Here is a 13059-nt window from a genome sequence, read left to right as displayed (position 1 = left end):
CCAGCAAGGGGATCTGGTCGTACCAGATGAAGCGGAGTGTGGGGTTGATGTTAATGAAATGCAAATTACTGTTTAAATATTTGCAAACGCGATCACGGATGGTGGAAAACGCTCAGGGAATAAACCGGTGTGCTAAGATGCCGGAGTTGAGAGCTCAAACTTTAAAGGTAAAGTATGGATTCGCTGACCACCCTCTATAAAAATCATCTGGATACGCTCCAGGAGCGTACCCGCAACGTGCTTGCCCGCTTTAATCTGGACGCGCTGCTTATCCATTCCGGGGAGCTGTTTAATGTCTTTTTAGACGATTATCCGTATCCGTTTAAGGTGAATCCGCAGTTCAAAGCGTGGGTGCCGGTGACGCAGGTGCCAAACTGCTGGTTGCTGGTGGATGGCGTGAACAAGCCGAAGCTGTGGTTTTACCTGCCGGTGGATTACTGGCATAACGTCGAGCCGCTGCCGAGCGCGTTCTGGACGGAAGAGATAGACATTATCGCGCTGCCGAAAGCCGATGACATCGGCGGTCAGTTGCCTGCCGCGCGTGGCAACATCGCCTATATCGGCCCGGTGTCGGAGCGCGCGCTGAAGCTGGACGTCCCGGCGGATAAAATTAACCCGAAAGGCGTGATTGATTATCTGCACTTTTACCGCGCGTATAAGACAGATTACGAACTGGCCTGCATGCGTGAAGCGCAGAAGACGGCAGTTAACGGCCATCGCGCTGCGCATGAGGCGTTTCTGTCCGGCATGAGCGAGTTCGATATTAACCTCGCGTACCTGACCGCGACCGGCCATCGCGATACCGATGTGCCTTACAGCAATATCGTGGCGCTCAATGAGCACGCCGCCGTGCTGCATTACACCCGGCTCGATCATCGCGCGCCGTCTGAGATGCGCAGCTTCCTGCTGGACGCGGGCGCCGAATATAACGGTTATGCAGCCGATTTGACCCGCACCTGGGCGGCCGACGGCGACAGCGATTTCGCGGCTCTGATTAAAGACGTGAATGAAGAACAGCTGGCGCTGATTGGCACCATGAAAGCGGGCGTCAGTTATATCGATTACCACATTCAGTTCCATCAGCGCATCGCGAAGCTGCTGCGCCGTCATCAGATTGTCACGGACATTAGCGAAGAAGCGATGGTGGAAGCCGACATTACCGGGCCGTTTATGCCGCACGGTATCGGGCATCCGCTGGGCTTGCAGGTGCATGATGTCGCGGGCTTTATGCAGGACGATACCGGCACGCATCTGGCTGCACCGGCGAAATATCCGTATCTGCGCTGCACGCGCGTATTGCAGCCGCGTATGGTGCTGACGATTGAGCCGGGCATTTACTTTATTGAGTCGCTGCTGGTGCCGTGGCGAGAAGGCCCGTTCAGCAAGCACTTCAACTGGCAGAAAATCGAGGCGCTGAAGCCGTTCGGCGGTATCCGTATTGAGGATAACGTGGTGATTCACGAGCACGGCGTGGAAAACATGACCCGGGATCTGAAGCTCGCCTGATGGAGAGCTGGCCTGTTCCGGCCTCGCCGGTGATCTTTACGGAAGAGATTAAAAAGAGCCGCTTTATTACGTTGCTCGGCCATACCGAGGGCGTGGAAGCGGCCAAAGCGTTTGTTGCGCAGGCGCGCGTCGATTACCCGGATGCCAGGCATTATTGCCAGGCGTGGGTGGCGGGCGCGCCCGATGATTCGCAGCAACTCGGGTTCTCGGACGACGGCGAACCAGCGGGCACGGCCGGAAAACCGATGCTGGCGCAGCTGATGGGCAGCGGCGTTGGCGAAATCACCGCCGTGGTGGTGCGCTACTTCGGCGGCATCAAGCTTGGCACCGGCGGGCTGGTCAAAGCCTATGGTGGCGGCGTTCAACAGGCGTTAACGCGGCTTGAAACGACACTCAAAGTGCCGCTGACGGAATATACTTTGCTGTGCGATTACGCGCAGCTCGCGGGTGTAGAAGGGCTGCTCGGTCAGTTTAACGGCAAGGTGGTTGAAAGCGCGTTTCAGGCCAATGTGGCATTGCGCGTGGCGCTTCCGCATACGCAGGTGGCGGCTTTTTCGGCAAAGCTTGCCGACTTTAGCCGTGGTGCATTGCATTTGTTGTCGGTTGAATAATAATCCTCTCCTTCATTTTGATTCCAAAGGAAACGGCAGATGCATTTTCGCGCCATTACCCGAATCGTTGGTCTACTGGTTATCCTGTTTTCCGGGACAATGATCATTCCCGGCCTGGTAGCCCTGCTATACCGCGACGGCGCGGGACGCGCTTTCACCCAAACCTTTTTTGTCGCGCTGGCTATCGGCGCGGCGCTCTGGTGGCCGAACCGTCATCAGAAGCGCGAACTGAAATCGCGCGAAGGGTTTCTTATCGTCGTGCTCTTCTGGACGGTGCTTGGCAGCGTCGGTGCGTTGCCGTTTATCTTTTCCGAGCGGCCAAACCTCACCATCACGGACGCCTTTTTCGAATCCTTTTCTGGGCTGACCACCACGGGCGCGACGACGCTGGTGGGCCTTGATTCTCTGCCGCATGCCATTCTTTTCTATCGCCAGATGCTGCAATGGTTCGGCGGGATGGGGATCATTGTGCTGGCGGTGGCGATTCTGCCTATTCTCGGCGTCGGTGGGATGCAGCTATACCGCGCTGAAATGCCGGGGCCGCTCAAAGACAACAAAATGCGCCCGCGTATTGCCGAAACGGCGAAAACGCTGTGGCTGATATATGTCTTGCTGACGGTGGCGTGCGCGCTGGCGCTGTGGTTTGCCGGAATGCCCGCGTTTGATGCGATTGGCCACAGCTTTGCCACTATCGCTATCGGCGGGTTCTCCACGCATGACGCAAGCGTGGGGTATTTCGCCAGCCCGGCCATTAACACCATCATTGCTATCTTTTTGCTGATCTCCGGCTGTAACTACGGCCTGCACTTTTCGCTGCTCAGCGGGCGTAGCCTGAAGGTCTACTCCCGCGACCCGGAATTTCGCATGTTTATCGGCGTGCAGCTGACGCTGGTCTTTATCTGTACGCTGGTGCTCTGGTTCCACGATACCTACGATTCGGCGATAACGACGCTCAACCAGGCGTTTTTCCAGGTGGTGTCGATGGCGACGACCGCAGGCTTTACGACGGACAGCATCGCGAAGTGGCCGCTCTTCCTGCCGGTGTTGTTGCTCTGCTCGGCGTTTATTGGCGGCTGCGCGGGTTCAACCGGCGGCGGTCTCAAAGTCATTCGTATTCTGCTGCTCTTTAAACAGGGCAACCGCGAGCTGAAAAGGTTGGTGCACCCGAACGCGGTTTACAGTATTAAGCTTGGCAACCGCGCGTTGCCGGAACGTATCCTTGAAGCGGTGTGGGGATTCTTCTCGGCGTATGCGCTGGTGTTTCTGGTCAGCATGCTGGCGATTATCGCGACCGGCGTGGACGACTTCTCGGCATTCGCCTCTGTGGTGGCGACGCTCAATAACCTTGGGCCTGGTCTTGGCGTCGTAGCGGATAACTTCGCCAGTATGAATCCCGTCGCTAAGTGGATACTCATTGCCAATATGCTTTTCGGGCGTCTGGAGGTGTTTACGCTTCTGGTGCTGTTCACCCCGACTTTCTGGCGCGAATAAGGAGATAAATGTGAAAACCTTAATTCTGTTTTCCACCCGCGACGGACAAACGCGTGAAATCGCTTTTTATATCGCGTCCCAGCTACAGGAAATGGGCGAGGCGGTGGATGTGGTTAACCTGCATCGCGCCGAAGCGCCAGACTGGACGCAATATAAGAAGGTGGTGATAGGCGCGTCGATTCGCTATGGCCATTTTCACCCGACGCTGGACGCGTTTGTGAAGCAGCATCAACAGGCGCTTAATGCGCTGCCGGGCGCGTTCTTTTCGGTAAACCTTGTGGCGCGTAAGCCAGAGAAGCGAACGCCGCAGACCAACAGCTATACGCGCAAGTTTCTGTTGAACTCGCCGTGGCAGCCTGATCGCTGCGCTGTCTTTGCGGGTGCGCTGCGTTATCCGCGGTATCGCTGGTTTGACCGCTTCATGATTCGCCTGATTATGAAAATGACGGGCGGGGAAACGGATACCTCAAAAGAAGTGGTCTACACGGACTGGCCTCAGGTGGCCCTTTTTGCGCAGGAAATCGCCCGTCTGAGCCGCGATTAGTATCATTTTCCGGCGCATTGCCTGGAAAGTAAGCGAACGAAAAGTTTTTTGAAATTAGGGGTTGTCAGGCGGAAAGAACTCCCTATAATGCGCCTCCACTGACACGGCACAACGGCAAACGAGCCGGCCCGTCAGGCAGACGAAAGCGAAAATAAACGCTTGACTCTGAAAGAGGAAAGCGTAATATACGCCACCTCGCGACAGCAGGCTGAATGCCGCGTCGCACCGCTCTTTAACAATTTATCAGACAATCTGTGTGGGCACTCGGGGCACTGATATCTTAACGTCTACGGACGATAAACGAATATCAAGTCTCAAGTGAACAACAGTTAATTCATTACGAACTAACAGTTTAATTCTTTGAGCATCAGACTTTTAATTGAAGAGTTTGATCATGGCTCAGATTGAACGCTGGCGGCAGGCCTAACACATGCAAGTCGAACGGTAACAGGGAGCAGCTTGCTGCTCTGCTGACGAGTGGCGGACGGGTGAGTAATGTCTGGGAAACTGCCTGATGGAGGGGGATAACTACTGGAAACGGTAGCTAATACCGCATAACGTCTACGGACCAAAGTGGGGGACCTTCGGGCCTCATGCCATCAGATGTGCCCAGATGGGATTAGCTAGTAGGTGAGGTAACGGCTCACCTAGGCGACGATCCCTAGCTGGTCTGAGAGGATGGCCAGCCACACTGGAACTGAGACACGGTCCAGACTCCTACGGGAGGCAGCAGTGGGGAATATTGCACAATGGGCGCAAGCCTGATGCAGCCATGCCGCGTGTATGAAGAAGGCCTTCGGGTTGTAAAGTACTTTCAGCGGGGAGGAAGGTGTTGTGGTTAATAACCACAGCAATTGACGTTACCCGCAGAAGAAGCACCGGCTAACTCCGTGCCAGCAGCCGCGGTAATACGGAGGGTGCAAGCGTTAATCGGAATTACTGGGCGTAAAGCGCACGCAGGCGGTTGATTAAGTCAGATGTGAAATCCCCGGGCTCAACCTGGGAACTGCATTTGAAACTGGTCAGCTTGAGTCTCGTAGAGGGGGGTAGAATTCCAGGTGTAGCGGTGAAATGCGTAGAGATCTGGAGGAATACCGGTGGCGAAGGCGGCCCCCTGGACGAAGACTGACGCTCAGGTGCGAAAGCGTGGGGAGCAAACAGGATTAGATACCCTGGTAGTCCACGCCGTAAACGATGTCGACTTGGAGGTTGTGCCCTTGAGGCGTGGCTTCCGGAGCTAACGCGTTAAGTCGACCGCCTGGGGAGTACGGCCGCAAGGTTAAAACTCAAATGAATTGACGGGGGCCCGCACAAGCGGTGGAGCATGTGGTTTAATTCGATGCAACGCGAAGAACCTTACCTGGTCTTGACATCCAGAGAATCCTGCAGAGATGCGGGAGTGCCTTCGGGAACTCTGAGACAGGTGCTGCATGGCTGTCGTCAGCTCGTGTTGTGAAATGTTGGGTTAAGTCCCGCAACGAGCGCAACCCTTATCCTTTGTTGCCAGCGGTTCGGCCGGGAACTCAAAGGAGACTGCCGGTGATAAACCGGAGGAAGGTGGGGATGACGTCAAGTCATCATGGCCCTTACGACCAGGGCTACACACGTGCTACAATGGCGCATACAAAGAGAAGCGACCTCGCGAGAGCAAGCGGACCTCATAAAGTGCGTCGTAGTCCGGATTGGAGTCTGCAACTCGACTCCATGAAGTCGGAATCGCTAGTAATCGTGGATCAGAATGCCACGGTGAATACGTTCCCGGGCCTTGTACACACCGCCCGTCACACCATGGGAGTGGGTTGCAAAAGAAGTAGGTAGCTTAACCTTCGGGAGGGCGCTTACCACTTTGTGATTCATGACTGGGGTGAAGTCGTAACAAGGTAACCGTAGGGGAACCTGCGGTTGGATCACCTCCTTACCTGAAAGATACAACCTCGCGTGCTCACACAGATTGTCTGATAGAAAGTAAAGAAGCAGGGTTGTCTGCGAAAGCGAAGTCCCTTTCGTCTAGAGGCCCAGGACACCGCCCTTTCACGGCGGTAACAGGGGTTCGAATCCCCTAAGGGACGCCACCTGCTGGTAATGAGTGAAAGGCGTTACCGATTGATATCTCAAAACTGACTGTAAAGTCACGTTTGAGATATTTGCTCTTTAACAATCCGGAACAAGCTGAAAATTGAAACAGACATGCTGCTGCATTTCTCCGTAATAAGAAATGCGCGGTGTGTCAGAGTCTCTCAAACTCGCAGCACGAAGACTTCTTCGGGTTGTGAGGTTAAGCGAACAAGCGTACACGGTGGATGCCCTGGCAGTCAGAGGCGATGAAGGACGTGCTAATCTGCGAAAAGCGCCGGTAAGGTGATATGAACCGTTATAACCGGCGATGTCCGAATGGGGAAACCCGGTGCACTTCGGTGCATCATCGTTAGCTGAATACATAGGCTAACGAGGCGAACCGGGGGAACTGAAACATCTAAGTACCCCGAGGAAAAGAAATCAACCGAGATTCCCCCAGTAGCGGCGAGCGAACGGGGAACAGCCCAGAGCCTGAATCAGCTTGTGTGTCAGTGGAACGGTCTGGAAAGGCCGGCGATACAGGGTGACAGCCCCGTACACGAAGGCACACAGGCTGTGAGCTCGATGAGTAGGGCGGGACACGTGATATCCTGTCTGAAGATGGGGGGACCATCCTCCAAGGCTAAATACTCCTGACTGACCGATAGTGAACCAGTACCGTGAGGGAAAGGCGAAAAGAACCCCGGCGAGGGGAGTGAAACAGAACCTGAAACCGTGTACGTACAAGCAGTGGGAGCCTTCGTAAGAGGGTGACTGCGTACCTTTTGTATAATGGGTCAGCGACTTATATTCTGTAGCAAGGTTAACCGTATAGGGGAGCCGAAGGGAAACCGAGTCTTAACCGGGCGTTAAGTTGCAGGGTATAGACCCGAAACCCGGTGATCTAGCCATGGGCAGGTTGAAGGTTGGGTAACACTAACTGGAGGACCGAACCGACTAATGTTGAAAAATTAGCGGATGACCTGTGGCTGGGGGTGAAAGGCCAATCAAACCGGGAGATAGCTGGTTCTCCCCGAAAGCTATTTAGGTAGCGCCTCGTGAACTCATCTCCGGGGGTAGAGCACTGTTTCGGCTAGGGGGCCATCCCGGCTTACCAACCCGATGCAAACTGCGAATACCGGAGAATGTTATCACGGGAGACACACGGCGGGTGCTAACGTCCGTCGTGAAGAGGGAAACAACCCAGACCGCCAGCTAAGGTCCCAAAGTCATGGTTAAGTGGGAAACGATGTGGGAAGGCCCAGACAGCCAGGATGTTGGCTTAGAAGCAGCCATCATTTAAAGAAAGCGTAATAGCTCACTGGTCGAGTCGGCCTGCGCGGAAGATGTAACGGGGCTAAACCATGCACCGAAGCTGCGGCAGCGACGCTTATGCGTTGTTGGGTAGGGGAGCGTTCTGTAAGCCTGCGAAGGTGTGCTGTGAGGCATGCTGGAGGTATCAGAAGTGCGAATGCTGACATAAGTAACGATAAAGCGGGTGAAAAGCCCGCTCGCCGGAAGACCAAGGGTTCCTGTCCAACGTTAATCGGGGCAGGGTGAGTCGACCCCTAAGGCGAGGCCGAAAGGCGTAGTCGATGGGAAACAGGTTAATATTCCTGTACTTGGTGTTACTGCGAAGGGGGGACGGAGAAGGCTATGTCGGCCGGGCGACGGTTGTCCCGGTTTAAGCGTGTAGGCTGACTTTCCAGGCAAATCCGGAAAGTTAAGGCTGAGGCGTGATGACGAGGCACCACGGTGCTGAAGTGACAAATGCCCTGCTTCCAGGAAAAGCCTCTAAGCATCAGGTAACATCAAATCGTACCCCAAACCGACACAGGTGGTCAGGTAGAGAATACCAAGGCGCTTGAGAGAACTCGGGTGAAGGAACTAGGCAAAATGGTGCCGTAACTTCGGGAGAAGGCACGCTGACATGTAGGTGAAGCCCCTGCGGGTGGAGCTGAAGTCAGTCGAAGATACCAGCTGGCTGCAACTGTTTATTAAAAACACAGCACTGTGCAAACACGAAAGTGGACGTATACGGTGTGACGCCTGCCCGGTGCCGGAAGGTTAATTGATGGGGTTATCGCAAGAGAAGCTCCTGATCGAAGCCCCGGTAAACGGCGGCCGTAACTATAACGGTCCTAAGGTAGCGAAATTCCTTGTCGGGTAAGTTCCGACCTGCACGAATGGCGTAATGATGGCCAGGCTGTCTCCACCCGAGACTCAGTGAAATTGAACTCGCTGTGAAGATGCAGTGTACCCGCGGCAAGACGGAAAGACCCCGTGAACCTTTACTACAGCTTGACACTGAACATTGAGCCTTGATGTGTAGGATAGGTGGGAGGCTTTGAAGCGTGGACGCCAGTCTGCGTGGAGCCGACCTTGAAATACCACCCTTTAATGTTTGATGTTCTAACCTGGCGCCATAATCTGGCGTGGGGACAGTGTCTGGTGGGTAGTTTGACTGGGGCGGTCTCCTCCCAAAGTGTAACGGAGGAGCACGAAGGTCAGCTAATCCTGGTCGGACATCAGGAGGTTAGTGCAATGGCATAAGCTGGCTTGACTGCGAGAGTGACGGCTCGAGCAGGTGCGAAAGCAGGTCATAGTGATCCGGTGGTTCTGTATGGAAGGGCCATCGCTCAACGGATAAAAGGTACTCCGGGGATAACAGGCTGATACCGCCCAAGAGTTCATATCGACGGCGGTGTTTGGCACCTCGATGTCGGCTCATCACATCCTGGGGCTGAAGTAGGTCCCAAGGGTATGGCTGTTCGCCATTTAAAGTGGTACGCGAGCTGGGTTTAGAACGTCGTGAGACAGTTCGGTCCCTATCTGCCGTGGGCGCTGGAGAATTGAGGGGGGCTGCTCCCAGTACGAGAGGACCGGAGTGGACGCATCACTGGTGTTCGGGTTGTCATGCCAATGGCACTGCCCGGTAGCTAAATGCGGAAGAGATAAGTGCTGAAAGCATCTAAGCACGAAACTTGCCCCGAGATGAGTTCTCCCTGAGACTATAAGTCTCCTGAAGGAACGTTGAAGACGACGACGTTGATAGGCCGGGTGTGTAAGCGCAGCGATGCGTTGAGCTAACCGGTACTAATGAACCGTGAGGCTTAACCTTACAACGCCAAAGAAGTCTGGCGTGTTGAGAGACAATTCAGCTTGTGACGGATAAACGTTCATGGCGGAAGCGGTGAACGGAACAGAATTTGCCTGGCGGCTGTAGCGCGGTGGTCCCACCTGACCCCATGCCGAACTCAGAAGTGAAACGCCGTAGCGCCGATGGTAGTGTGGGGCCTCCCCATGCGAGAGTAGGGAACTGCCAGGCATCAAATAAAGAACCCCTCAGCACCGCTGAGGGGTTTTTGCTTTATGAGTTTTATAAACCTTCCCTTGTATATCAAAAAATAAGCCTCGTTCGCCTCCCCTTTTGTGTGCTCATCCTTTCGCAGAGAAGCTATAAACCTGCTAATCGGTTAAACTGTTCGGGTTTTGACATCAGGACTAATGGCATGAATAACTCCCTAAAACCTTACAATACATTTGGTATTGAAAAACGCGCGCAGCAGATCGTGACGGCGAATACTGCCGGGGCGCTGGCTGATGCATGGCAGCAGGCGCAAGCAGTGTCCCGGCCGGTTTTAATTCTGGGCGAGGGGAGCAACGTACTGTTTCTTGATGATTTCAACGGTACGGTCATTCTTAACCGTATTATGGGTATCCAGATTGAAGAACATAATGATGCCTGGCTAATACATGCTGGCGCGGGGGAAAACTGGCATCGTCTCGTAGAATTCACGCTGGATCATAATATGGCCGGCCTTGAAAACCTTGCCCTTATTCCAGGATGCGCGGGTTCGTCACCGATTCAAAACATTGGCGCTTATGGCGTAGAGTTCAAACAATTATGTCTGTATGTGGACTGCATTGATTTGGCGTCGGGTGAGTCGGTTCGTCTGGGTAACAGTGACTGCCACTTCGGTTATCGCGATAGCATCTTTAAGCATGATTACCAGAATCGATACGCTATTACAGGTATAGGGCTTCGTCTTCCTAAAGTATGGTCACCGGTACTGACTTATGGCGATTTGACACGCTTGTCCGCTGATACCGTCACGCCCCGGCAGGTCTTTGATGCGGTATGCCACATGCGTCAAACAAAGCTTCCCGATCCTAAGGAATATGGTAACGCAGGCAGCTTCTTCAAAAACCCGGTTATTACTGCTGAAGAGGCCAGTGCGCTGTTTATACATTATCCAGATGCGCCACGTTACCCACAAAATGATGGAAAGGTAAAACTGGCTGCAGGCTGGCTTATCGATCGCTGTGAAATGAAAGGTCATCGTGTCGGTGGCGCGGCGGTGCATCGTCAGCAGGCACTGGTGCTCATCAATGAGCATAATGCGACGAGTGAGGATGTCGTAAAACTCGCGCACGAAGTCCGTCAGCGCGTCGGCGAAAAATTCAATATCTGGCTGGAGCCTGAAGTCCGTTTTATTGGTGCGGTGGGTGAGGTAAACGCTGTGGAGACGATTTCTTGAAAGATAATACTATTCCGTTAACACTGGTTTCGCTTCTTGCTGACGGCGAATTTCACTCTGGTGAGCAGCTTGGCGAAAAGCTGGGGATGAGCCGTGCTGCTATCAATAAGCATATCCAGACGCTGCGTGACTGGGGCATTGATGTCTTCACGGTGCCAGGTAAAGGGTACAGCCTGCCGGGCCCGATTCAGTTGCTTAACGAATCTTTTATTCATTCCCATATTAAATCGGGATCGGTAACGGTGCTGCCTGTTATCGACTCCACAAACCAGTATTTACTGGACAGGCTGTCTGAGCTTGAATCTGGCGATGCCTGTATCGCGGAGTATCAGCAGGCAGGTCGCGGACGTCGTGGCCGCAAATGGTTCTCGCCGTTTGGAGCAAATCTTTATCTTTCCATGTACTGGCGCCTTGAACAGGGACCAGCTGCCGCCATTGGTTTAAGCCTGGTTATCGGCATTGTTATGGCTGAAGTGCTTCATGAACTTGGTGCCGGACAGGTGCGGGTAAAATGGCCTAACGATCTCTATCTACATGACAGAAAACTGGCGGGTATTCTCGTTGAGCTTACGGGGAAAACCGGAGATGCGGCACAGATTGTTATTGGCGCTGGTATCAACCTCGCGATGCGTCAGGTCGAAAGCGATATCGTGAATCAGGGCTGGATCAACCTTCAGGAAGCGGGAATTAAAGTCGACAGAAATGAGCTGGCCGTCAGGTTGATAGAAAAACTACGCGCGTCTCTGCGGGAGTTTGAACAGGAAGGGTTAGCTCCCTTTTTATCGCGTTGGGAAAAACTGGACAATTTTATTCATCGTCAGGTCAAACTCATTATCGGCGATCGCGAAATATACGGTATCTCTCGTGGTATAGATAATCAGGGTGCGTTACTGCTGGAACAAAACGGCGTGATAAAACCCTGGATGTGCGGCGAGATTTCATTACGCAGCGCAGAATAAAAAAGGGAGCCAGGCTCCCTTCGTTCATTTCTGCTTTATTTCCTTAAGCGGACACAGTCGACGGCATGGTTCGCGCTCTTGGTCATGATGAGGCTGGCCCTTTCACGTGTCGGAAGGATATTCTCTTTAAGGTTCAACCAGTTAATCTCTTTCCATAACTGCGTTGCGATATTAACCGCTTCATCTTCTGACAGTTTGGCGTAGTGATGGAAATAAGAGTCAGGATCGGTAAACGCGCCCTCACGGAATTTCAGAAAACGGTTGATATACCAGCGTTGCAGTAAATCTTCTGGCGCATCAACATAAATAGAGAAATCGACGAAGTCTGAAACAAAAACATGATGCGGATCGTGAGGATAATCCATACCGCTTTGCAGCACGTTCAAACCTTCAAGAATAAGAATATCCGGTTGATTAACGACCTTATCCCCATCAGGAATGACATCATAAATGAGGTGTGAATAAACCGGCGCGGTGACATTCGGCACGCCTGACTTGATATCAGAAACGAACTTAACCAGGCGGTGCATATCGTATGACTGAGGAAAGCCTTTCTTCTTCATCAGATTGCGTTCTTTTAAAACCGCGTTCGGATGTAGAAAGCCGTCGGTGGTAATCAGCTCAACGCGACGATGCTCAGGCCAGCGGCTTAAAAGCGCCTGCAATACGCGCGCAGTCGTACTTTTACCTACCGCTACGCTACCTGCAATGCTGATAATATAAGGAATACGCTGGCCATTAGTGCCAAGAAATTGTTCGAGTACAGCCTGCCGGCGTAAGTTAGAGCTAATATAAAAATTAAGCAAACGCGATAGCGGCAGATAAATTTCCGCGACTTCTTCAAGAGAAAGGTCTTCGTTAATACCCTTCAGGCGCGCGATTTCGCCTTCAGTAAGCGTCATCGGTACAGAGTCGCGCAAGGCAGCCCACTGGCTCCGGTTAAACTGGAGATAGGGGGACGTTAAGATTTGATCTTTATTACTCATAAGCATGCTTCTGCCTGTCATTCAGGACAAAATGAAAACCCTTTGCTCAGCGCTGTGATGCTTTCATCGTAGACCGCTTAATGGCACGCCGGGTAAGCGAGAATTTCACAATGGGCAGGAGGGTAACACCAGATCAAAAGGAATAATAAGAAAAAATCTTCCTCACTTTCCTTTCTCCGAAAAGCATCACGCTTCTTAACCTTAATTGTATAAAGCTTGTCCGCCTGTGTGGGGTTAGCTTTCTACTGAGATAACACTCAACGGCGAACGAGACGATTAAAGCAGTAATTGTGATGCTTAAATCAGCAGCCCTTTTGACGCATAAGAGAGTAATACGTCGCCTTTACCCGCTAAAGAGCGAACTGG

Annotated in this window: 7 protein-coding genes, 1 tRNA gene and 3 rRNA genes; 10 read left to right on the top strand and 1 reads right to left on the bottom strand. The window is 53.0% G+C overall.

Annotated features, from left to right (window positions below; translation table 11 throughout):
- The first annotated feature begins 174 nt into the window (after nucleotides 1-174).
- The 10 genes from pepQ (at nucleotide 175) to birA (ending at nucleotide 11707) form a co-directional block, all read left to right on the top strand.
- The gene (gene pepQ, locus CSK29544_RS03320) at nucleotides 175-1506 is read left to right on the top strand and encodes a Xaa-Pro dipeptidase (protein ID WP_007891431.1); all 1332 of its coding nucleotides are present in this window, start codon (nucleotides 175-177) and stop codon (nucleotides 1504-1506) included.
- Complete coding sequence (locus tag CSK29544_RS03315; protein WP_007891432.1) at nucleotides 1506-2117, top strand: IMPACT family protein; 612 nt, start codon at nucleotides 1506-1508, stop codon at nucleotides 2115-2117. The genes pepQ and CSK29544_RS03315 overlap by 1 nt, the downstream gene beginning before the upstream one ends.
- A gap of 39 nt (nucleotides 2118-2156) precedes the next feature.
- Nucleotides 2157-3608, top strand: a complete 1452-nt coding sequence (trkH, locus tag CSK29544_RS03310; RefSeq protein ID WP_007891433.1) for a Trk system potassium transporter TrkH — start codon at nucleotides 2157-2159, stop codon at nucleotides 3606-3608.
- A gap of 10 nt (nucleotides 3609-3618) precedes the next feature.
- Nucleotides 3619-4152 (top strand): menaquinone-dependent protoporphyrinogen IX dehydrogenase, encoded by a 534-nt coding sequence (gene hemG, locus CSK29544_RS03305; RefSeq protein WP_004385501.1) that lies wholly within the window; start codon nucleotides 3619-3621, stop codon nucleotides 4150-4152.
- Between the two features lie 376 nt (nucleotides 4153-4528).
- Nucleotides 4529-6070: ribosomal RNA gene (locus tag CSK29544_RS03300) — 16S ribosomal RNA — on the top strand.
- A gap of 78 nt (nucleotides 6071-6148) precedes the next feature.
- Nucleotides 6149-6224 (top strand) — tRNA-Glu (locus CSK29544_RS03295).
- A gap of 201 nt (nucleotides 6225-6425) precedes the next feature.
- Nucleotides 6426-9328 (top strand): 23S ribosomal RNA (locus tag CSK29544_RS03290).
- A gap of 91 nt (nucleotides 9329-9419) precedes the next feature.
- Nucleotides 9420-9535: ribosomal RNA gene (gene rrf, locus CSK29544_RS03285) — 5S ribosomal RNA — on the top strand.
- Together the 16S, 23S and 5S rRNA genes with 1 tRNA gene alongside form the textbook arrangement of a ribosomal RNA operon.
- A 184-nt stretch (nucleotides 9536-9719) precedes the next feature.
- On the top strand, nucleotides 9720-10748 hold the full coding sequence (murB, locus tag CSK29544_RS03280; protein ID WP_029039599.1) for a UDP-N-acetylmuramate dehydrogenase: 1029 nt from the start codon (nucleotides 9720-9722) through the stop codon (nucleotides 10746-10748).
- Entirely contained in the window at nucleotides 10745-11707 is a 963-nt protein-coding gene (gene birA, locus CSK29544_RS03275) for a bifunctional biotin--[acetyl-CoA-carboxylase] ligase/biotin operon repressor BirA (RefSeq protein ID WP_007894192.1), read from the top strand. Before murB ends, birA begins: the two co-directional genes overlap by 4 nt.
- Before the next feature lie 35 nt (nucleotides 11708-11742).
- Here the strand turns inward: birA and coaA are convergent, their stop codons facing one another.
- Complete coding sequence (coaA, locus tag CSK29544_RS03270) at nucleotides 11743-12693, bottom strand: type I pantothenate kinase (protein ID WP_004386160.1); 951 nt, start codon at nucleotides 12691-12693, stop codon at nucleotides 11743-11745.
- Nucleotides 12694-13059 lie beyond the last annotated feature (366 nt).

The organism is Cronobacter sakazakii (assembly GCF_000982825.1).
Taxonomy (GTDB): domain Bacteria; phylum Pseudomonadota; class Gammaproteobacteria; order Enterobacterales; family Enterobacteriaceae; genus Cronobacter; species Cronobacter sakazakii.
This window is presented reverse-complemented; position numbering and strand designations above follow the sequence as displayed.